Genomic DNA, 20,723 nt, shown 5'->3' with positions numbered 1-20,723 from the left:
CCCGCCGGGGGCGCCGGCCTAATGCGAGCCGAGCACCATCCACGCGTCCGAGCGCGCCCGCAGGCCGAGGGTGAGTGCCCGCGCGAGCATGTAGCCGCCGGCGAACGCCGCCCACACCCACATGAGCCCGGCCGGTCCCCCGACCCCGGAGAGGCCCGCCCACACGAGCAGGGGGGCATAGACCACGAGGTTGAGAGCGCCCGCGAGTGCGAGGTAGCGGGCGTCCCCGGCCCCGATCAGCACGCCGTCGAGGACGAACACGTAGCCGCACACGGGCTGGCTCGCGGCAAGCACGAGCAGGGCCGGCAGCAGGGCCGCGTGGACCTGCCGGTCCGGGGTGAAGATCCACCCGATCCACGGAGCGCAGGCCGCGAGGAGGACCCCGGTGACGGCGCCGTACCCGAGGGACCACCGCACCATGGTCCGGGTGAGGGACCGGGCCCGGGCCGCGTCCGAGGCGCCGAGTTCCTTGCCGATGAGCGCCTGGGCGGCAATGGCCAGGGCGTCGAGGGCGAAGGCGAGGAAGTTGAAGAGGGTCATGGCGAGCTGGTGGGCGGCGAGGTTTTCCGGCCCCTGCTGTGTGGCGACCACGACGGCCGCGAAGATCGCGGCCCGGAGCGTGAGTGTGCGCAGCATGAGCCAGGAGCCCACGTGGGCGGCGCCCAGGAGGCCGCGCCGGCTCGGGGCGAGGCCGACTCCCTCGTGCCGCATGCGCCGCAGGACGATGCCCAGGTACGCGGCTGCCATGCCCAGCTGGGCGACGCTCGTGCCGATGGCCGACCCCGCGATCCCCCAGCCGAGGCCGTACACGAACAGCAGGTTCAGCAGGATGTTCCCCGTGAAACCGACCGTGGCGACGACGAGCGGGGTCCTGGTGTCCTGGAGCCCGCGCAGGGCGCCGGTCCCCGCGAACACGAGCAGCATGCCCACGAGCCCGGGCATTGACCAGACGAGGTACTCGACCGCGTACCCGCGCACCTCGGCCGTGCCCCCGAGCAGGCCCACCACGGCCGGGGCCGTCAGCCAGCCGAGTGCCGCGAGGGCGAGGCCGAGCAGCAGCGCCAGCCAGGCGCCGTCGCGCGCGGCGGACATGGCGTGGCCCATCTTCCCCGCGCCGAGGAAGCGAGCCACGGCCGGTCCGGTCCCGTACGCGAGGAAGACCATGAGCCCCACGGCGGTCTGCAGCACCGTGGTCGCGATCCCGAGCCCGGCCAGCTGCGGGACGCCGAGGTGCCCGACGATGGCCGAGTCGGCGAGGAGGAAGAGCGGCTCGGCGACGAGCGCGAAGAAGGCAGGCACGGCGAGGCGCAGGATCTCGCGCGCCGTCGACCGCGGCGCGGCGGCCTGCACGTGCGCGTGGACCTGCTCCTCCTGCTCCATGCGTCCCACTGTAGGCGCCGGCGCCGACAGTCCTGCCCCGCCGCCATGGACCGCCCCGAACATTGGAGTTACTCTCATTGACATGAAATCGGGTCGGCGCCCGTACACCATGGCCAGGCGTGCCGCCTCGGCCGAGGAGACCCGTCTGCGGATCCTCGGGGCGGCGCGGGACCTCTTCGTGGAGCTGCCTCTGGCGCAGATCACGCTCGCCCAGGTCGCCGATCGGGCGGGTGTGGCCGTGCAGACCGTGATCCGGCGCTTCGGGGACAAGGATGCCCTCTTCGCCGCCGCTGCGCGGCAGGGCTTCGAGTCCGTGGCCGCGGAGCGGGATGCGGCACCCGCCGGGGACCTCGCCGGTGCCCTCGGCAATCTCGCCGAGCACTACGAGCACACCGGGCGCCTGGCCCTGAAGATGCTCGCCGACGAGCACTCCTCCCCCTTCATGCGCGAGGTCACCGCTCAGGGCCGCGCCTACCACCGGGCCTGGTGCGCGCGCGTGTTCGCGGGCGCCCTCGACGGCCTGGCCGGCGCGGACCGGGAGCGCCGGCTGGCCCAGTTCGTCGCCGTCTGCGACGTCTACACCTGGAGGCTGCTCCGGCTCGATGCGGGCCTCGGCCGCCACCAGTACATCCTCGCCCTCACCGAGCTCCTCGGACCCCTCGTGCGTCCCGGAGCCCCCCACTAGGAGGCCACGTGTCCACGGTCCTCGCCTACACCTCTCCCGCATCCGGCCATCTGTTCCCGCTCGTCCCGCTCCTGCTCGAACTCGCCCGGCGCGGGCACCGCGTCCACGTCCGCACTCTCGCCGAGCATGTGGGGACGCTCCGCGACCTCGGGCTGGACGCCGCCCCCATCGACCCGAGGATCCCCGCCACCGGGCTCCGGGACTTCGGTGCCCGCACAGCCCTCGGTGCGCTCTCGCTGAGCGCGCAGGCCTTCGCGCAGCGCGCGGCCGCGGATGGCCCGGACGCCGCTGCCGCCCTGGACGCCGTCCGGCCCGATGCCGCGCTCGTCGACATCAACTCCTGGGGTGCTGCCGCCGCGGCGCAGGCCTGGGGCGGCCCGTGGGCCACCTTCAGCCCGTACATCCCGCCCCTCGACTCCGCCGGAACTCCCCCCTTCGGTCCCGGTGCACCGCCTCTGGGCGGGCCGATCGGCCGGGTGCGGGACGCCGCCCTGCGCGGGCTCGTCCAGGGCCAGCTCGCCCGGCGGTACCTCGGCCCGCTCAACGCCGTCCGGGCGCAGCACGGGCTGCCGCCGGTTGCGGACGTGGACGCCTTCTTCCGCGCAGCGCCGCTCATGCTCGTCACGACGTCCGCGCCGTTCGACTATCCGCACACCGACTGGCGTCCCACGATCCGCTCGATCGGGGCGCTGCAGTGGGAGCCGCCGTCGCCGATCCCGGCATGGGTCACCGAGCCGGGAGATCCGTTCGTACTCGTCACGACCTCCTCTGAGTACCAGGCCGACGAGGCGCTGGCCCGAGCCGCGGCCGAGGGCCTCGCGGAGTCGCCGTACCGCGTGCTCATCACCATGCCCTCCGGCCCTGCGGACCTGGGACCGCTCCCGCCAAACGTGCGGGCCGAGCGATTCGTCCCGCATTCCGCGGTCCTGTCCCGCGCCGCGGTCGCCGTCACGCACGGGGGCATGGGCGCGACCCAGAAGGCCCTCGCGGCGGGCGTGCCTGTGGTGGTGGTCCCGTTCGGCCGCGACCAGCTCGAGGTCGCCGCCCGCGTCGCGCATGCGGGGGCGGGCGTCCGCCTCGCGAAGGGCCGCCTGAGCGCGGCGAGGCTCCGCCGCGCCGTCGGGCGTGCCTCCCGGATGGCCGACGGCGCGCGCCGCGTCTCCGCGGGCTACCTCGCCGCGGGCGGGGCCTCCGCCGGTGCCGACGCGGTCGAGGAGCTGCTCCGCGACGAGTCAGCGCGGGCCGTGGCCGGAGAGCACTCGTGAACGCCCGGAGGTGCCCCGCCCGGTGCTCTGGCGGCCCCGCGGACCCCGGACCCATACTGATCGCATGTCAGGTGACTCAGCCTTCACGGGGTCGATCCCGGAGCTCTATGACACCGTCCTCGTGCCCATGGTCTTCCAGGACTTCGCGGACGATCTCGCTGCCGAAGTCGCGGCCGCGGACCCCACGAGCGTGCTCGAGACGGCGGCGGGGACGGGAGTCGTGACGAGGACGCTCCACCGGGTCCTGCCCGGGGCCAGGATCACCGCCACGGACCTCAACCCGGCCATGCTCGTCCAGGCGGACCGCATGCTGCCCGCCTCGGACGCCATCCGATGGCAGCAGGCCGACGCGCAGGAGCTCCCGTTCGAGGACGGGGCCTTCGATGCGGTGGTGAGCCAGTTCGGGATCATGTTCTTCCCCGACCGGGTGCGGGCCTACGCGGAGGCGCGGCGGGTGCTGCGGCCCGGCGCCCGGATCACGGCGGCCGTGTGGGGCCCGCTCGAGGGCAACGAGGTGACCCTGCTCGTCGAGCAGGCCCTCGCCGAGCTCTTCCCGGGCAGGACGCCGACGTTCTACCGCCGCGTGCCCTTCGGGTACACGGACCATGACCTCATCCGCGCCGAGCTCGAGGAGGCCGGCTTCTCGGACATCGACGTCCGCACGGTCGAGCACGTCAGCGCCCCGACCTCCGCCGACGCGATCGCGATCGCCCACTGCCAGGGGACGCCCCTCGCCAATGAGCTGCGCGAGGGGTACGGGGACCCGGTGCAGATCACGGTGGACGTCGCGCGGGTGCTCGGGGAGCGGCTCGGCGGCAGGCCGTTCTCGGGACCCACCACGGCGATCTTCTTCTCGGGCGTGGCCTGACGCAGGACGGCGCGGTCCCGGCTCGTGTGCGAGCCGGCACCGCGCCGTCGGGTGCGCTCCTGTACGGGGCTGGCCCTCAGGCGCCGTGCCCGTGGGCTTCGGCGTCCACTTCGCTGGCCTCGGCATCCTTGGCCAGGGCAGGCGCTCCCGTCCCGGCCGGGCCGCGCCGGCGGTAGCGGACCACGCCGATCGCGACGACGACGGCGGCGAGCGCCACCGACAGGATGAGCTCGTCACGGGTGTCGTCGAGGAAGAGCATGCCCACGAGCAGGGCGACGATCGCCACGATGGACGCCCACGTCAGGTACGGGAACAGCCACATGCGGATCTCGAGCTTCGTGCCGGCAGCATCGGCCCGGCGGCGCAGGATCAGCTGGGAGGCGGCGATGACGAGCCACACGAACAGCGCGATCGCACCCGAGGTGTTGACCAGGAACAGGAACACCGTGTCGGGCCACAGGTAGTTCAGGCCCACCGTGACGAAGCCGACCACTGTGGAGACGAGCACCGCGCGGACCGGGACGCCGCGGGGGGAGATGCGCGACCACGAGGACGGCGCGTCCCCGCGGGTCGAGAGCGAGAAGATCATGCGGCTGGCCGTGTAGAGGCCGGAGTTGAGGCACGAGAGGACGGAGGTGAGGACGACGATGTCCATGATGGTGCCGGCACCGGGGACGCCGAACCGCTCGATCACAGCGACGTAGGGGCTCTTCGCCACGGACGCGTCGTCCCAGGGCAGAAGGGTCACGACGATCGCCATCGAGCCGATGTAGAAGACGAGGATGCGCCACACGGTCGAGTTGACGGCCTTGCGGACCGCGGTCACGGGATCGGCGGACTCGCCCGCCGCGATCGTGGCGATCTCGGCTCCGAAGAAGGAGAACACGACGACGAGGATGCCCGCCAGGACCGCGCTGCCGCCGTTGGGCATGAGGCCGCCGTGGCCGAGCAGGTTGGTGGTGCCCGGGGCCGGGAGGCCGGGGATGAGGCCGAAGATCGCGGCGATGCCGGCGATGAGGAACAGGATGATCGCGGTGACCTTCACCGAGGCGAACCAGAACTCGAACTCGCCGTAGGACTTGACGCTCCACACGTTGGTGAGCGTGAGCGCGACCATCAGCACGAGGGCCCAGATCCACTGGTCGACGCCGGGGAGCCAGCGGTGCATGATCGCCGCACCGGCGGTGGCCTCGATGCCGAGGACGATGATCCAGAACCATGCGTAGAGCCAGCCGATGCTGAAGCCGGCCCAGCGGCCGAGGGCCTTGTCCGCGTATGCCGAGAAGGAGCCGGTCTCGGGGTTCGCCGCGGCCATCTCGCCGAGCATGCGCATCACGAGGATCACGACGAGGCCGGCGGCCGCGTAGGCGAGGAGGATCCCGGGCCCGGCCTGCTTGATCGCGGCGCCGGAGCCGACGAAGAGGCCGGCTCCGATGACGCCGGCGATGGCGATCATCGACAGGTGCCGGGGTTTGAGGGTCTTGTGGAGTTCTGGTTGGGAAGCCATGAGGCTCACTTCCATCGTTAGGGTCAATGCCGGAATCAATGGTGGACCCATACCCAGAAGGTCTGCGCGGGCGATCGCACAGTCTTTACCCGCCGCGGCAGGGTATCCGCCCAATGGAGTTCACCTCTGGTCACCAGATGTTCTCGCACGCGTTCTCCGAAACATGGCGGCAACGTAGGCGGCGCCACGACCCCGGGTGATCCGGGCCACCCTGCGGCGCACCGACGCTGCGGACACGTCCTGTCCTCTGCCACCGGTAGCGTCCGGGTATGGCTATCGCACGGTTCCCCAACGTTGTCATCGACTGCCCCGAGCCCGGCGCCCTCGCCGAGTTCTATGCCGGGCTCCTGGACTGGAAGGTGGAAGAGTCGTCCGCAGACTGGGCCCAGATACGCGCCGACTATGGCCAGTGCATTGCCTTCCAGGGCGTGCAGGGCTACACGGCGCCCGAGTGGCCGGGCCAGGAGCTGCCGCAGCAGATGCACCTCGATGTCGTGGTCGACGACCTCGACGCGGCGGAGGAGGCCGTCCTCGGGCTCGGGGCGACCAAGCACGCACACCAGCCGGGGACGTCGTTCCGCGTCTTCCTCGATCCGGCCGGGCATCCCTTCTGCCTCTGCCTCAGCTGAGCGCCCTGGCGGGGCACGCACGACGCCGTGGGGCCGGCTCGGGCGGGAGCCGTCCCCACGGCGTCGGGCACGTCGGTGATGACCGGGTGGTCAGGGGTGCACGAGGATCTTGACGTTCTCCTCCTTGTTCTCGATGAGCTCGCGGAAGCCGGCGTCGAGGATGTCGTCGACCGCTATGCGGCCGGTGATGAACTGCTCGGCCGGGATCTTCCCTGCCCTGAGGAGCTCGATGACCTCGGCGTGGTCGCCGCAGTAGGCACTCGTGCCGATGAGGTTGAGCTCGCGCATCACGAGGCCGAACATGTCGATCTCCGCCTTGTGGCCCCAGATCGAGACGTTGACCACGGTGCCGCCGTTCCGCGTCGCGTCGAGCGCGCCCTGGAGCGCCGGGGATGCGCCCACGCACTCGAACGCGACATGCGCACCCAGCCCGTCCGTGAGCTCGCGGACCTTCGCCGGGACGTCCGTCTCGGACGGGTCGAGGACGAGCGTCGCGCCGGCGTCGGGCGCCTTGGCCTTGCGGATCGAGGACAGCTCGACGACGACGACCTGCTCGACCCCGATGGCCCGCAGGCACGCCGTGGTCACGAGCCCGATCGGGCCGGCGCCGAACACGACCGCCGTCTGTCCGGCCTGGATGCCGGAGCGCTTGACCGCGTGGTAGCCCACCGCGATGGGCTCGACGAGCGCCCCGATCTCCGTGGACAGCTCTCCCAGCGGGAACACGCGCTCGGGCGGCACGACGACGAACTCCGAGTAGCCGCCGCCCTCGCCGGACAGGCCGATGAACCCGCCCTTGACGCACAGGTTGTACCGGCCCGAGACGCAGTACACGCACTCGCCGCAGGTGATGTACGGCTCGACGGCCACCTTGTCCCCGACCTCGAGCCCGGTGACGCCCTCCCCCAGCTCGGCGATGACGCCCGCGAACTCGTGGCCCAGGGTCACCGGCACCGACTCGCCCGTGATGGGGTGCGGGTGGGCGGCCGTCGGGCAGAAGATCGGCCCGTCGTCGTACTCGTGCAGGTCCGTGCCGCAGATCCCGCACCATTCGACGCGGATCTTGACCTTGCCCGGCTCCACTCGGGGCTCGGCGATGTCCTCGACCCGCAGGTCCTTGTTCCCGTAGTAGCGTGCTGCCTTCATGCGTCCTCCTCTGGCTGGGCTCAGCGCGTGTGGTGCGTCTGCGCGAGCGCGTAGACGGGTGTTTCGAGCCCCTCGAGCCGCGCCTTGAGCTGGAGGGCCAGGTACTTCGAGTAGTGGCGCGACTGGTGCAGGTTTCCGCCGTGGAACCACAGGTTCTCCTGCTGCGTCGGCTTCCACATGTTGCGCAGCTCGCCCTGCCACGGGCCAGGGTCCTTCGTCGTGCCGGAGCCGAGGCCCCAGCACTTGCCGACCTTGTCCGCGACATCCTGCGAGATGAGCCTGGCCGCCCAGCCGTTCATCGAGCCGTACCCCGTCGCATAGACGACCGCGTCGGCCTCGAGGCGCGTGCCGTCGTCGAGCACGACGGCGTCCTCGGTGAGGTGGTCGATCTGGCCGCTCGCGAGCCGGATCGCGCCCTTGGCAATGAGCTCGGAGGCGCCGATGTCGATGTAGTAGCCCGAGCCGCGCCGGAGGTACTTGAGGAAGAGTCCCGAGTCGTCGTCGCCGAAGTCGAGCTGGAAGCCGGCCTGCTCGAGTCCCGCGTAGAACTCCTTGTCCCGTTCTCGGATCTCGTCGAAGGCGGGGCGCTGGAAGTCCGGGAGGACCTTGTACGGGATGGAGGCGAAGATGAGGTCCGCGGTCTCGTGGTCGATCCCGTTGGCCAGTGCCTCCTCGGAGTAGAGGGGCCCGAGGACAACCTCCATGAGCGAGTCGGACTTGACGATGTGGGTGCTCGAGCGCTGGAGCATGGTCGGCTCGGCCCCGTTCTGCCACAGGTCGGCGCAGATGTCGTGGGCCGAGTTGTTCGAGCCGACCACCACGACCTTCTTGCCCGAGTACTTCGCCCCGCCCGGGTGCTGGGAGGAGTGGTGCTGGTCGCCGCGGAACACGTCCTGGCCGGGCAGCGTGGGCACGCTGGGAAGCCCGGACATGCCGGTGGCCATGACGAGGTGGTTCGGGGTCAGGGTGAGCTGGCGGCCCTCGCGCGTCACACTGACCGTCCACTGCTCGGCCCGCTCGTCGAAGCTTGCGCTCGTGGCCTCGGTGTTGGGCCAGTAGTCGAGCTCCATGAGGTGGGTGTAGTGCTCGAGCCAGTCGCCCATCTTGTCCTTGGGCGTGAAGACCGGCCAGTGGTCGGGGAACGGCAGGTACGGCATGTGGTCGTACCAGACGGGGTCGTGGAGGCAGAGCGAGTGGTACCGCGAACGCCACTGGTCGCCCGGGCGGGCGTGCCTGTCGACTACGAGCGCGGGGACCCCGAGCCGCTTGAGCCGTGCGGCGAGGCCGATGCCGCCCTGCCCGCCGCCGACGATGAGCACGTACGGCTGCTCCTCGGTGCCGAAGCTCTCGGCCCGGGCGGTCCGGCGGTCGAGCCAGTTCTGGGTCGAGACGTTGACGCCGTGCTCTGCGCCCCGCTCACGCCGGGGGCCGGAAGGCTCGGGGAAGTCGTTGAGGCCCTGCGCGCTCGAGAGGAACGTCCAGGCCTTGCCCTCGCGCAGGCGCACGAGGCCCTTGCCGTGGAACGCCTTGTTGCGGAAGGTGTACCAGGCCTCCGTCACCCCGTCGGCCTCGCTCGCGCCCGTGACCTCGAGCTGCCGCGGCCAGGCGTCGGGGCCGACCGCGGCGAGCATCGCCTCGATCTCGCCGCGGCCCTCGGCCGTGTGGAGGTTCCACGTGACGCTCGCGAGGTCCCGCCAGTAGCTCTCCTCGCCGAACAGCGAGGCTGCCAGCGCGACGTCGCCGTCGGCGAACGCCGCCTCGAGGTCCGCGAACCAGTCCCTTGCGCCCTGCAGCGCTGCATCACCCATTGCATTTCTCCTTTGAACGCCTGAGCCGATGCATCCGAAGGTATGGCGCAGATCACATGAGCGGCAGCGTTGCAGAACGTTGCAGCGTCCCTCGCCAGCCGGGTCAGGGACGCACGACGGCGGCCGGTACCGTCAGGCGGTAGGGGCGGCTCTCGATGAGCCCGCCCAGGCGCTTGCGCAGGCGGGAGAACTCGGCGCGGACGGTCACCTCGCTCTGGGCGCCGTCGAGCCGGGCGAGGACCTCGCGGGCCTCGAGACCTCGGGGGTGCGCGGCGAGGAGGGTGAGGAGCTCGAAGTGCCGGGCGCTCAGGGGGACCTCGGTCGCGTCGGCGCCCGCGTACACGACCACCGAAGAGGGCGGCCCGGGCCGCAGTTCCAGCTCGGCGGAGGCGCGGGCGGCGCGCAGGATCCATCCGCCGTCGAGCGGTTCGGCGTGCACCTGCCCGAGGCCGGGCAGCCATGTCAGGCCGGCCGCAAGGCCGGCAGGGAGACGGATCCGCTCGCCCACGCCGAAGCCCTCGGCTGAGGCGACCCAGCCGGCGTCGTCCACGACCAGGGTCCCGCGGCAGGCCCCGCCCGCCGCGGCGGCACCGAGGCGCGCGGAGGCCTCGAGCGCGAGGCTCCGCAGCTCGCCACCGTGCACCCGGGCGAGGTGGTCCATCGCCTCGCGCGCGGCCATGCTCACGAGGGACAGCGTGTGCGGATGCGCGGTGCGGTAGGAGCCGCTGAGCGTCACCACCCCCACAGGGGCGCCCGTCTTGGGCCCGAGGATGGGCGCACTCGTGCACACCCAGGAATGCTGCTCCTCGGCGCCGTGCTCGGGCCCGAAGATCTGGACCGGACGGCGCTCCTCCATCGCCGTGCCGAGGGAGTTGACGCCGACATCGCGCTCGCGCCACCGGGCCCCCTGGACGAAGCCGAGCTCCTCGCTCCTGCGTCGCACGGCTGCCGGGCCGCTGACCCACAGGACATAGCCTTCGTCGTCGCTGATGACGAGCTCGTTGCCCGCCTCCCCGGCCAGCGGGAGCAGGCGGTCCCGGAGGAGGGGAAGGACCGAGGTGAGCGCGTCCGCGCGGTCGCGGCGTTCGGCCAGCGCCGCGTCACCGAGATGGCCGCGTCGCTCGCCCGCGGAAGCCTGCCGGCGCCACGCGCGGGCCACCACGGTCCGCACCGGCTCGGGGACCTCGCTGGTGGACTGCCACGACCGGTGGAGCCGGAGGAGTTCGCGCGCCTTGGCGGTGGGATCGTCGAAGACGGTGAGGGCAGCCTCGAGGCGCGACTGCGTCACGGGCACCTCCTCGGCTGCGGGCCGCCCCGAGGTGGGCGACCCCACCAGAGTGGCATGGATCACACCCGCTTGGACAGGGGGATCCCCGCTAGAAGCCGCCACCCTCGCCGCCGGCATCGGCGGCCATGTTGGCGAAACGCGAGTAGTGGCCCTGGAACGCGACGACGATGTCCTTGGTCGGGCCGTTGCGGTGCTTGGCCACGAGGATGTCCGCCTCGCCGGCGCGTGGCGACTCCTTGTTGTAGACGTCCTCACGGTGGAGAAGGATCACCATGTCCGCATCCTGCTCGATCGAGCCCGATTCGCGCAGGTCCGAGACCATCGGGCGCTTGTCGGTGCGCTGCTCGGAGCCTCGGTTGAGCTGGGACAGGGCGATGACCGGGACGCCGAGCTCCTTGGCGAGCAGTTTGAGGGCACGGGAGAACTCGGAGACCTCCTGCTGGCGGCTCTCCACCTTCTTGCCGCTGGACATGAGCTGGAGGTAGTCGAGCACCACGAGCTTGAGGTCGTGCTGCTGCTTGAGGCGGCGGCACTTGGCCCGGATCTCCATGAGGGACATGTTGGGCGAGTCGTCGATGAAGAGCGGCGACTCGTTGAGGGGGCCGAGCACCGAGGCGATCTTGGCCCACTGGTCGTCACGGAGGGTTCCGCGGCGGAGGTCCTGCAGCTGGATCGATGCCTCTGCGCTCATGAGGCGCATCGCGATCTCGTTCCGGCCCATCTCGAGCGAGAAGAACACCGTGGCCATCTTGTGCTTGATCGCGGCGGAGCGCGCGAAGTCGAGCGCGAACGTCGACTTTCCCACAGCCGGGCGCGCGGCGATGACGATCATCTGGCCCGGGTGGAGCCCGTGGGTGAGCTCGTCCAGCTCGTAGAAGCCTGTGGGGACCCCGGTCATGCCCCCGCCGCGGTGGCCGGCCGCCTCGATCTCGTCCATGGCCCCCTCCATGACCTGGGAGAGCGGGACGTAGTCCTCGGCCGTGCGGCGCTCGGCCACGGCGTAGACCTCGGCTTGGGCCTGGTTGACGAGGTCCTCGACCTCGCCGTCCTGCCCGTAGCCGAGCTGGACGATCTTGGTGCCGGCCCCGACGAGGCGGCGCAGCACGGCGCGCTCGGCGACGATCTCCGCGTAGTAGCCTGCGTTGGCCGCCGTGGGCACGGATTGGATGAGTTCGTGGAGGTACGCGGGGCCGCCCACCCGGTTGATCTCACCGCGCTTGGTCAGCTCGTCCGAGACGGTCACGGCGTCCGCGGGCTCGCCGCGGCCGTAGAGATCGATGATCGCCTCGTAGATGGCCTCATGCGCCGGGCGGTAGAAGTCGATGCCGCGCACCACCTCCACCACGTCCGCAATCGCGTCCTTGGAGAGCATCATGCCTCCGAGCACGGACTGCTCCGCCACGATGTCCTGCGGCGGAGTGCGCGCCGCGTCCGAGTCCCGGAAGGACGGTGCTGAATCGACGTGGGACGTGGACATGGGCAACACCTCGGACCGCTGGCAATTGTCCCGGAGCCGGCCGTCGAGATCGCGCCTCCGGAGGGACGTGCACACCGTATCGGTGCCTACCGACAGTCGTGAAGCTGGGTTTTCACCAGCCCTGTGGACAACCTGTGGGAAAAGCCGCTCCGCATGTTCACGGAGCTGTGGATATCTGTGGACAACTCTCCGCCTAGATTCAAAACCGGCCTCTGACGTGGGAAAACTCCGTGAACATCCTGTGGATGCAAGAAGTTTGTCCACAGCCGCAATCCACAGCTCCGGCTCCTGGCCGCGCCCCGATCCATGCACGGCCACACATGCACATCGTCCTCATGTGGCGCAGGCCACATGCTCGGTCCGGAGGCCTTCCGGACCATGCGCTGCGCGGCATGCACGCGCTCTCTCGCAGGCGGATGACCGCAGGCACTACGCTGGAAGTGCCCACTCCGCCACCCGAGAAGCCCTCATGCAAAACCTCCTGCCTCCGCTCCTGATCCTCCTCGTCGTCGCTGCCATCGTCGTCTTCGTGCTCCGCGCCGGCGCACGGCGCAGCAGGGAATCCCTCGAGGGCGCCCTCTCGGGAGGGCCCGCCGCCGCGGCGGCCGCCTCCGCCCGGCTGAACGAGGCCCAGCACCGCGCCGTCTACTCGCTCATCGCCCGCGGCCTCACCGTCCAGGCCATCGCCGCCTACCGCGAGGCCACGGGCTCCGGACTCGTGGAGGCGCGCAACGCCGTCATCCTGCTGGACCGCTACCCCCAGGCCTTCCGCACCCCCGGGCCCACGCCCGTGCCGGAGGCCCAGCCGGCGCCCCAGCAGCCCGCCGAACCCGTGCAGCCCCCAGCGCCCGTGGAGCCCGCGGCGTCCGAGCAGCCGCCCGCCGTCGCGCGGCGTAGCGCGGCAGAAGCGTCGGGGGAACCGGCGAGGAGCGTGGAGGGCGCGCCGTCGGCCGGTGGCTCGCGTTCCGGAGGCCCCGGCGAGGGGCGCCCCGAGCGGTTCCCCTACCGATACCGCGCCATCGTGAGCAACGGCCGGCAGACCCTCGAGGTCGCCTCCAACATGCTCAACGACGAGATCTACAACGAGATCAAGTCCCTCGCCCGGATCGGGGACGCCGAGGACGCGGCGCAGATGCTGCACCGCCACTCGGACATCAGCATCGAGGACGCGCGGGCGTTCGTCGCACTGCTGTGAGCTAGACCGCCGCCTCTTGGGCGCCCTCGAGCGCCCGCAGCACATTGCCCCAGCACAGCGCGTCGAGGTCCTCCCGCGGCCAGCCCCGCTCCGCCAGGGCCGAGAGCACCGGGCCGTAGCCGGCTACGCCATCCATGCCCCGGGGCAGGTCCGTGGTGCCGTCGAAGTCGCCGCCGAGGCCGAGGTGGAGGGGGCCCACGACCTCACGGGCGTGCTCGAGGTGGCGCACGACGTCGTCGATCGTCGCCTCGGGTGCGGGATGGGACTCAAGCCAGGCCGCGAATTCTGCGGCGGCCTGCGGGTCCTCCTCGGGGGCGACGTCATGGAAATCCACGGGAAGGCCGAGCGAGAGGCGCGTCTCGCGGACGGCGAGGGCGTGCTCGCGGCACGGCTCGGAGACGAACTTGGGCACGAACGTGACCATGAGGACGCCGCCGTTCGCGGGGAGGCGCTCGAGGACATGGTCGGGCACGTTGCGGGGGTGGTCGCAGACCGCGCGGGCCGAGGAGTGGGAGAAGATCACGGGAGCGCTCGTCGCATCGAGCGCGTCCACCATGGTCTGCGGTGAGACGTGCGAGAGGTCCACGAGCATCCCCAGACCGTTCATCTCGGCGACGACCTCGCGCCCGAACCCGGTCAGGCCGGTGTCGCGGCCCGCCGCCATCGCCGCGCCGGTGGCCGAGCAGGCCCAGGGGACGTCGTCATTGTGCGTGAGGGTCATGTAGCCCACGCCGAGCTGGGCAAGCATCCGCAGCACGGCGAGCGAGCCGGCGATGCTGTGGCCGCCCTCGGCTCCCATGAGGGAGGCGATGCGGCCCCGGCCAGCGGCGCCGCGCACCTCGTCGGCGGTGCGGGCCAGCTCGAACACGTCCGGGTGTGCAGCCGCGATGCGGCGCACGCAGTCGATCTGCTCGAGCGTGGCGACGACCGACTCGGCCGGGCCCAGTGTCGAGGGGACGAAGACAGACCAGAACTGCGCGCCGACGCCCCCTTCGCGCAGCCGCGGGATGTCGGTATGCAGGCGGGGCTGGCGCGCCCCGAGTGCGGCCGCGGCGACGTCGTAGCCGAAGTCCTGGCGGAGGGCCCAGGGAAGGTCGTTGTGGCCGTCGAAGACCGGCGCGTGGCCGGGGGCTGGCTGCTGCATCCCGCCATCGTACGTCTGCCGGGTCACCCTCTGGAGGCCACGTCTGGTGCCCCCCAGAACCTAGCGGTCAGGAGACGACCCTCAGGGGGGCCCAGAACGTGGCTCTCAGGAGGTGCGGGGGGCGGTGAGGTCGGCGAGGAGCTCCTCGAAGGACTTGTCCTCGGGGCGGGTGGCCGCGGACGGAAGCGTCCGGGCGCCCTCGGCGGACGCCTCGGGCCGGGACGCCGCCAGGTCGCGCACGAGCTCGGCGGCAGCGCGCTCGATCCGGGCCGGGAGGCCCGCGGACTGGACACCTTCCGCGTCGCCCTGGCCCCAATCGGTCGGGGCCGCGAACACGCCCGTGGGCACCGTCCGCGTCCGCAGGTAGCTGAAGAGCGGGCGCAGTGCGAGGTCGAGCACGAGGCTGTGCCGGGCCGTGCCCCCTGTGGCCCCGAGGAGCACCGGCTTGCCCTCGAGGGAGCGCGGCTCGAGCACGTCAATGAAGGACTTGAAGAGGCCGCTGTAGCTGGCCGAGAAGACCGGGGTGACGGCGATGATGGCATCGGCGCGCTCCACGGCGGAGATCGCCTCGGCGAGGTCGGGGGCCGCGTAGCCGGTCACGAAGTTGTTGGCGATGTCCACGGCGAGGTCGCGGAGCTCGAACGTGGTGACCACGGGGTCGAGCCCCGCGGCATGGCCCAGCCTCTCGGCCGCCGCGGAGAGCTGGTCCGCGAGCAGCCGGCTCGACGAGGGGACGCCGAGGCCCGCGGAGATGACGACGATGGACGTGCTGGCTGCCATGATCCTGCCTTGCTCTCGAAGTACATGCTTTTGCATCTACCTCCTCCAACGGGCAGATCCCGGACTGTATTCCCCGGCGCGAGCGCCGAATGCGGAAGGGCCCCCACCGCGTGAACGGTGGGGGCCCTTCTCCAAACCCGTCATGCCTGGTGGCATGGGTCGGTGCCGCAGACTACTTCGCGGCGACGACCTCAAGGTTGACCACGGCCGAGACCTCGTCGTGCAGGCGCACAGAGACCTCGTACTTGCCGGTGGACTTGATGTGGCCGGGGATGACCACCTTGCGCTTGTCGATGGCGCCGAGGCCAGCGGCCTCGACAGCACCGGCAACCGCGTCCGGGCGGACGGTCCCGAACAGGCGGCCTTCCTTGCCGGCCTTCACCTCGAGGCGCACCGGGGTGCCCGCGAGAGCGGCGGCCTGGGCCTGGGCGGCCTCGAGCGACTTGTGGGCACGTGCCTCACGGGCGGCGCGGATCTGGTCGACCTGCTTCTCCCCGCCCTTGGACCACGTGACCGCGAAGCCACGCGGCAGCAGGTAGTTGCGCGCGTAGCCGTCCTTGACCTCGACGACGTCACCGGCGGAGCCGAGACCCGTCACCTCGTTCGTCAGAATGAGCTTTGCCATGAGATTGCTTCCCTTCTCAGCCGCGGCCAGCGCCGGAGTAGGGGAGCAGGGCGACCTCGCGGGCGTTCTTGATCGCCTGGGCGATCTTGCGCTGCTCCTGCACGGACACGCCGGTCACCCGACGCGCGCGGATCTTGCCGCGGTCCGAGATGAACTTGCGCAGCAGGGCGACGTCCTTGTAGTCGATGACGGTGATGTCAGCGGCCTTCAAGGGGTTGGACTTTGGTTTCGGCTTACGGATTTCAGCCTTGGCCATCGTGGAGCTCCTTAGTCTCTGGAGCCCGTGGCATCAGCCACGGGATGGTTGTGATGTGCGATGTGGAAGGTGAGTCGATCAGAACGGGGGCTCGGAGTCGTTGCCCGTGCCCCAGCCGCCGCCAGAGCTGCTGACGCCCGGGGTTGCCCACGGGTCGTCCTGCTGCTGGCCGCCGCCGCCGCCCCAGCTGCCGCCGGAGCCGCCACCCTGGTTCTGCGAACCCTGGTTGCCGCCCCAGTTGCCACCGGAGGAGCCGCCGCCGAAGTTCCCGCCCTGGCCTCCGCCGAAGTTGCCGCCCTGGCCGCCGGAGCGCTGGGTGCGGTTGACCTTCGCGGACGCGTAGCGCAGGCTCGGGCCGATCTCGTCGACCTCGAGTTCGATGACGGTGCGCTTCTCGCCTTCCTTGGTTTCGTACGAACGGCTCTTCAGGCGACCGGAGACGATCACGCGCATGCCCTTGGTGAGGGACTCGGCGACGTTCTCGGCAGCCTCGCGCCAGATCGACGCGCGGAGGAACAGGGTCTCCCCGTCCTTCCACTCGTTGGCCTGGCGGTCGAACGTGCGCGGGGTCGAGGCCACGGTGAAATTGGCCACAGCAGAGCCCGACGGCGTGAACCGCAGCTCGGGATCATTCGTCAGATTGCCGATCACCGTAATGGTGGTCTCGCCTGCCATGCTTCCTCCTGGTTCGTCCGACGCGTGCTGAAGATCGATGTACTTGAGGGAATCACGCCAAGACTACTTGGCGGACACCTTCTGGTCCTCGGGGCGGATGATCTTGGTGCGCAGGATCGTCTCGTTGAGGGAGAGCTGGCGGTCCAGCTCCTGGGCCGTGGCCGGCTCAGCGGTGAAGTTGACGACGGCGTAGATCGCCTCGTTCTTCTTCTTGATGTCGTACGCCAGGCGGCGACGACCCCAGATGTCCACCTTGTCGATGGAGCCACCGCTGGTGGTGACCACAGAGAGGAACTTATCCAGCGACTGCTGGACCGTGCGCTCGTCGACCTCGGGGTCGATGAGGACCATCAGTTCGTAAGGACGCATGTGTGAACCCACCTCCTTCGGGCTAAGCGGTTGCGGTCTTTCCGCAACAGGAGGTTCATGTGCGCGCCCGTGCGCCGTCCCCGCGGAGGGCGGGAGGTGGCGCACAGACTGCACAAGTCTACCCGATCCGGGCCCGTCCCCCGACCGGGCCGGGCAGCCGTCCCGCGATCCACGCTAGCGCCGGCCGCCCGACGTCGTACGTGCGGCAGCCCCTATGTGGACGACACGCCGGGAGCGCGCCTGTGGGGAGGACTCGCCGGATTCCCAGACTCGGCTGTAAGGATCGGGCGCATGAAGCCAGATGCCGAGCTCACCCACCGTGCCCGGACCGCGCGCCGCCGCGTGTGGATCATGTTCGCCGTCGGAGTGGTCGTGGCCGTCCTGACCGGCATCTTCAGCTCGTGGTGGCACGCGCCCGCCGCCGGCTGGGGCGCGGCCGCCCTCGTCTATGACGTCTGGGTCTGGGTGCGCATCACCCCCATGGACCCCGAGGAGACGCGCATCCACGCGCGCCAGGAGGACCCCCGCCGCAGCGCGCGCGAGTTCCTGATCCTGAGCGCCAATGTCGCGGCCATCATCGCCGTGGTGATCGTCATCGTCTCCGGCAACAATGCCAACGGCCCGGCGAAGGCCGCGCTGGCGTTCCTCGCCCTCACCGTCGTGGCGGCCTCGTGGCTGATGCTGCACACCCTCTTCACGCTGCGCTACACGGAGCTGTACTACGCGACCCCCGAGGGCGGCATCGACTTCAACCAGGACGAGCCTCCGCAGTACACGGACATCGCCTACATGGCCTTCAGCCTCGGCATGACCTACCAGGTGTCCGACACCGCCATAAGGACCCGTGCCATCCGCACGGAGGCGCTCAAGCACAGCATCCTCGCGTACGTGTTCGCGACCCTCATCCTCGCGGCGACCATCAACCTCGTCATCGGCCTGGCGGGCTAGCCGGTCCGACTCCGCCCGGTCGCCGCGGCCCGGCTCAGCCTGCGTGGGCGAAGAAGCGCTCCACGGCGCGGGACAGCCGCCACGGGTCCTGCACCCCGGCCAGCTCGCGGGCCGAGTGCATCGACAGCAGCGGGATGCCCACGTCCACCGTCCGGATGCCCAGGCGGGTTGCGGTCAGCGGCCCGATCGTGGATCCGCACGGCACGTCATTGTTGGAGACGAACTCCTGGTACGGCACCTCCGCCTCGCCGCACAGCTTCGCCCAGAGGGCCGCTCCGGGGGCGTCGGTGGCGTAGCGCTGGTTCGCGTTGATCTTCAGCAGCGGGCCGCCGCCCAGGAGCGGGTGGTTGGTTGGGTCGTGGCGCTCGGCGTAGTTGGGGTGGACGGCGTGGCCGGCGTCCGCTGAGAGGTGCCACGACGCCGCGAGCGCACGACGCCGCTCGGTCGCCGTCGCGCCCAAGGCGTCGCCGATGCGGGCCAGCACGTCCTCGAGGAACGGGCCGGACGCGCCCGAGCGGGAGGCCGAGCCGACCTCCTCGTGGTCGAAGGCGGCGAGCACGGCGATCGGGCCGCCCTCCCCCGGCGCGGCCTCCGCGGCCTCCGCGGCCTGGACGAGGGCCACGAGGCCCGCATGCACGGAGGAGAGGTTGTCCAGCCGCCCCGAGGCGAAGAACTCGCCGTGCGCGCCGAAGACCGCAGGCTCCTGGATGTCCGCGACCACGACGTCGTACCCGCCCACCTGGTCCGGGTCCACGCCGGCGGCCTCGGCGAGCACCCCGAGGAGGTCCTCGTCGGACGGGTCTCCGAGGCCCCAGACGGGGTTCATGTGCTGCTGCTTCTTCAGGGCGAGGCCCTCGTTGACGGCCCGGTCGAGGTGGATCGCGAGCTGCGGGAAGCGCAGGAGGGGGCCGGTCGCGGCGAGGTGCTGCGCGCCGTCGAGCGTCACGAGGCGGCCGGCGAGGCGCAGCTCCCGGTCGAGCCAGGAGTTCAGCAGCGGCCCGCCGTACACCTCGACTCCGGCCTGCAGCCAGCCGAGCCGGCCGGTGGTGGGCTTGGGCTTGAGCTTGAAGGACGGCGAGTCGGTATGCGCGCCGAGGATGCGGAACGGGGTGGTGGGGCCTGCGCCCTCGGGCACGGTCCACGCGATGAGTGCCCCGTCCCGGACCACCGCGTACCTCCCGGGGGCGTCGGGCCACTCGTCGGACTCGGAGAGGACCGCGAACCCCTCCTCGGCGAGCCGCCGCGTGCCCTCGGCGGCGGCATGGAAGCTCGATGGCGAGGCCATGACGAAGCGGCCGAGGTCCAGGGCGTGCGCATGCGCGGCGGTAGGCATGCTACGAGTCTAGCCAGCCCGGCTCCCGCGTCCGGCGGCCCGCCGCCCCGCTAGTCCCCCGCGGCGTAGCGGCTGACGAAGTTGGCCAGGATCTTCTGCGGCTCGCTCACCTGGGTGCCGCGGGCGCGCTCCTTGACCTGCTCGGCCTCGTGCGGCGGGAAGTAGCCCGAGTGCCGGTAGGCGTCGATGCGCCGTTCGAGCCCCGCGACGTCGAGCTCCGGGTGGAACTGGGTCGCGTACAGGTTGCGGCGGAAGCGGAACATCTGCACCGGGCACGTGTCCGAGCCGGCGAGCAGGGCGGCGTGCGGCGGAAGCGTTCGGACGGCTTCCTTGTGGCCCACGAAAGCGTGGAAGGCCGGTTCGAGGCCGGCACAGAGGGGGTCGCGGAGGCCGACGGCGCTCAGCCTCACCTTCACGGGCCCGACGGGCTCGCCGAAGTGGCGGTCGATGACGGCACCCATGTGGCCGCCGAGGAGCCCCACGCCGTAGCAGGCGCCGAGGAACGGAAAGTCTGCCTCGACGATCCGGCGCAGCAGCACCCCGATCTCCTCCTCGACGCGGCGCTGGACGGGCCCCTTCTCCTCGCCCGGGTCCGAGGCGGTGAACGGGCTGCCGCCGAGGATCACCCCCGAGTAGTCCTCGAGCCGGATCTGCGGGAGCGGACCGGCCTCGGCGCGGACGCGGTGCAGGTGCTCGGGCTCGAGACCGGCGTAGGCGCAGAAGGCCCGGTACTCGTCGTCCGCCACTTCGTCGTGGTCACGGGATGCCAGCAGAAGGAAGGGCCTCATGACGATATTGTCGGCTCCCCGGCGCCTGCAGCGAAGCTGCGACCCGTGTCGCGGCGGTGAGGGCGAGGACAGTCAGGAGCGCCGCCGCGATGTGCGCGACCACGAGGAGGTGGAAGTCCAAGGGCACGCCCGGGCCGGGGGTGGCCGCCGCCGCTGCCGCCGTTGACACTGCGCCGTGGTGTGCGTGCCCCGCGGCGGGGAAGAGAGGACCGCTGGGGCCGGCAAGCGCCGTGAAGGCGAGGTGCAGGACCTGCTGGAGGGCGCCGCTGCCGAGCGCGAGCATCCACGGGGCGAGGGGCGCGCGGGCCGCCGCGGCGGCGAGGAGACTCACGAGCACGGCGAGCGCTGCGAGCACCCCCGCCGGCGGCGCAGCCCCGCCCGAGACAAGGTGGGCCACGAGTCCAAGGCCCACCGCCACCGGACCGCCGGCCAGTGCCGCTGCGGCCGACCTGCGGCGCCCAAGGCGAGATTCCCTGTCCATGCAGAGCATTCGGAGCAGGGCTGCCGGGCGGATGGCGGACCCGGCGGCTGCAGTGAGGCTGCTTGGACAGGGTTGG

The 20,723-nt window shown here is 71.3% G+C and carries 21 protein-coding genes; 6 read left to right on the top strand and 15 right to left on the bottom strand.

Annotated elements, in window-relative coordinates; all coding sequences use genetic code 11:
* Positions 1-18: 18 nt before the first annotated feature.
* Entirely contained in the window at positions 19-1,380 is a 1,362-nt protein-coding gene (locus J2W21_RS09425; protein ID WP_307114236.1) for an MATE family efflux transporter, read from the bottom strand.
* A gap of 82 nt (positions 1,381-1,462) precedes the next feature.
* On the opposite strand from J2W21_RS09425, the gene J2W21_RS09420 reads away from it, so the two are divergent.
* The 3 genes from J2W21_RS09420 to J2W21_RS09410 all read left to right on the top strand — a co-directional run bounded on the left by J2W21_RS09420 (position 1,463) and on the right by J2W21_RS09410 (position 4,198).
* Positions 1,463-2,065 (top strand): TetR/AcrR family transcriptional regulator, encoded by a 603-nt coding sequence (locus tag J2W21_RS09420; RefSeq protein ID WP_307114235.1) that lies wholly within the window; start codon positions 1,463-1,465, stop codon positions 2,063-2,065.
* A gap of 8 nt (positions 2,066-2,073) precedes the next feature.
* Positions 2,074-3,330, top strand: a complete 1,257-nt coding sequence (locus tag J2W21_RS09415; protein WP_307114234.1) for a glycosyltransferase — start codon at positions 2,074-2,076, stop codon at positions 3,328-3,330.
* 64 nt (positions 3,331-3,394) lie between these two features.
* The gene (locus J2W21_RS09410; RefSeq protein ID WP_307114233.1) at positions 3,395-4,198 is read left to right on the top strand and encodes a class I SAM-dependent methyltransferase; all 804 of its coding nucleotides are present in this window, start codon (positions 3,395-3,397) and stop codon (positions 4,196-4,198) included.
* Positions 4,199-4,274: 76 nt separating this feature from the next.
* On the opposite strand, the gene J2W21_RS09405 is transcribed toward J2W21_RS09410, so the two are convergent.
* Positions 4,275-5,705 (bottom strand): amino acid permease, encoded by a 1,431-nt coding sequence (locus J2W21_RS09405; protein ID WP_307114232.1) that lies wholly within the window; start codon positions 5,703-5,705, stop codon positions 4,275-4,277.
* Positions 5,706-5,974: 269 nt separating this feature from the next.
* Between J2W21_RS09405 and J2W21_RS09400 the strand changes: the two genes are divergently transcribed.
* Positions 5,975-6,334: a VOC family protein gene (locus tag J2W21_RS09400; RefSeq protein WP_307114231.1), complete on the top strand. Its 360-nt coding sequence runs from the start codon at positions 5,975-5,977 to the stop codon at positions 6,332-6,334.
* Between the two features lie 90 nt (positions 6,335-6,424).
* Here the strand turns inward: J2W21_RS09400 and J2W21_RS09395 are convergent, their stop codons facing one another.
* The 4 genes from J2W21_RS09395 to dnaB form a co-directional block, all read right to left on the bottom strand.
* On the bottom strand, positions 6,425-7,480 hold the full coding sequence (locus J2W21_RS09395) for a 2,3-butanediol dehydrogenase (protein WP_307114230.1): 1,056 nt from the start codon (positions 7,478-7,480) through the stop codon (positions 6,425-6,427).
* A 20-nt stretch (positions 7,481-7,500) separates the two neighbouring features.
* Positions 7,501-9,288, bottom strand: coding sequence for a flavin-containing monooxygenase (locus J2W21_RS09390; protein WP_307114229.1), 1,788 nt, complete (start codon positions 9,286-9,288; stop codon positions 7,501-7,503).
* A 103-nt stretch (positions 9,289-9,391) separates the two neighbouring features.
* Complete coding sequence (locus J2W21_RS09385; RefSeq protein WP_307114228.1) at positions 9,392-10,576, bottom strand: helix-turn-helix domain-containing protein; 1,185 nt, start codon at positions 10,574-10,576, stop codon at positions 9,392-9,394.
* 88 nt (positions 10,577-10,664) lie between these two features.
* Entirely contained in the window at positions 10,665-12,053 is a 1,389-nt protein-coding gene (gene dnaB / locus J2W21_RS09380) for a replicative DNA helicase (RefSeq protein WP_307114227.1), read from the bottom strand.
* A 469-nt stretch (positions 12,054-12,522) separates the two neighbouring features.
* Here dnaB and J2W21_RS09375 point away from each other — a divergent pair, with 469 nt between their 5' ends.
* Positions 12,523-13,248, top strand: coding sequence for a hypothetical protein (locus J2W21_RS09375; RefSeq protein WP_307114226.1), 726 nt, complete (start codon positions 12,523-12,525; stop codon positions 13,246-13,248).
* Between the two features lies 1 nt (position 13,249).
* Here J2W21_RS09375 and J2W21_RS09370 read toward each other — a convergent pair whose 3' ends face one another.
* From J2W21_RS09370 to rpsF, 6 genes are all read right to left on the bottom strand, one after another.
* Positions 13,250-14,392, bottom strand: a complete 1,143-nt coding sequence (locus tag J2W21_RS09370; RefSeq protein ID WP_307114225.1) for a dipeptidase — start codon at positions 14,390-14,392, stop codon at positions 13,250-13,252.
* 105 nt (positions 14,393-14,497) lie between these two features.
* Positions 14,498-15,172 (bottom strand): FMN reductase, encoded by a 675-nt coding sequence (locus J2W21_RS09365; RefSeq protein ID WP_307114224.1) that lies wholly within the window; start codon positions 15,170-15,172, stop codon positions 14,498-14,500.
* Positions 15,173-15,344: 172 nt separating this feature from the next.
* On the bottom strand, positions 15,345-15,797 hold the full coding sequence (gene rplI / locus J2W21_RS09360) for a 50S ribosomal protein L9 (RefSeq protein WP_307114223.1): 453 nt from the start codon (positions 15,795-15,797) through the stop codon (positions 15,345-15,347).
* 16 nt (positions 15,798-15,813) lie between these two features.
* Positions 15,814-16,053 carry a 30S ribosomal protein S18 gene (rpsR, locus tag J2W21_RS09355; protein WP_026820365.1) on the bottom strand — a complete coding sequence of 80 codons (240 nt, stop codon included), beginning with the start codon at positions 16,051-16,053 and terminating at the stop codon, positions 15,814-15,816.
* 78 nt (positions 16,054-16,131) lie between these two features.
* A complete protein-coding gene (locus tag J2W21_RS09350; RefSeq protein WP_307114222.1) occupies positions 16,132-16,728 on the bottom strand; it encodes a single-stranded DNA-binding protein in 597 nt (198 codons plus the stop codon).
* 63 nt (positions 16,729-16,791) lie between these two features.
* Complete coding sequence (gene rpsF, locus J2W21_RS09345; RefSeq protein ID WP_066501662.1) at positions 16,792-17,097, bottom strand: 30S ribosomal protein S6; 306 nt, start codon at positions 17,095-17,097, stop codon at positions 16,792-16,794.
* Positions 17,098-17,388: 291 nt separating this feature from the next.
* Between rpsF and J2W21_RS09340 the strand changes: the two genes are divergently transcribed.
* Positions 17,389-18,045, top strand: a complete 657-nt coding sequence (locus tag J2W21_RS09340) for a DUF1345 domain-containing protein (RefSeq protein WP_307114221.1) — start codon at positions 17,389-17,391, stop codon at positions 18,043-18,045.
* Positions 18,046-18,079: 34 nt separating this feature from the next.
* On the opposite strand, the gene J2W21_RS09335 is transcribed toward J2W21_RS09340, so the two are convergent.
* Genes J2W21_RS09335 through J2W21_RS09325 form a run of 3 tightly spaced genes read right to left on the bottom strand, consistent with a single transcriptional unit; the run spans position 18,080 to position 20,647 of the window.
* On the bottom strand, positions 18,080-19,378 hold the full coding sequence (locus J2W21_RS09335; RefSeq protein ID WP_307114220.1) for a M18 family aminopeptidase: 1,299 nt from the start codon (positions 19,376-19,378) through the stop codon (positions 18,080-18,082).
* Positions 19,379-19,428: 50 nt separating this feature from the next.
* Positions 19,429-20,166 carry a glutamine amidotransferase gene (locus J2W21_RS09330; protein WP_307114219.1) on the bottom strand — a complete coding sequence of 246 codons (738 nt, stop codon included), beginning with the start codon at positions 20,164-20,166 and terminating at the stop codon, positions 19,429-19,431.
* A complete protein-coding gene (locus J2W21_RS09325) occupies positions 20,135-20,647 on the bottom strand; it encodes a hypothetical protein (RefSeq protein WP_307114218.1) in 513 nt (170 codons plus the stop codon). Before J2W21_RS09325 ends, J2W21_RS09330 begins: the two co-directional genes overlap by 32 nt.
* Between the last annotated feature and the right edge of the window lie 76 nt (positions 20,648-20,723).

The organism is Sinomonas atrocyanea (assembly GCF_030811715.1).
Classification (GTDB): Bacteria; Actinomycetota; Actinomycetes; order Actinomycetales; family Micrococcaceae; genus Sinomonas; species Sinomonas atrocyanea_A.
Note: the sequence above shows the minus strand (reverse complement) of the source record. Positions and strands in the feature narration are given on the sequence as shown.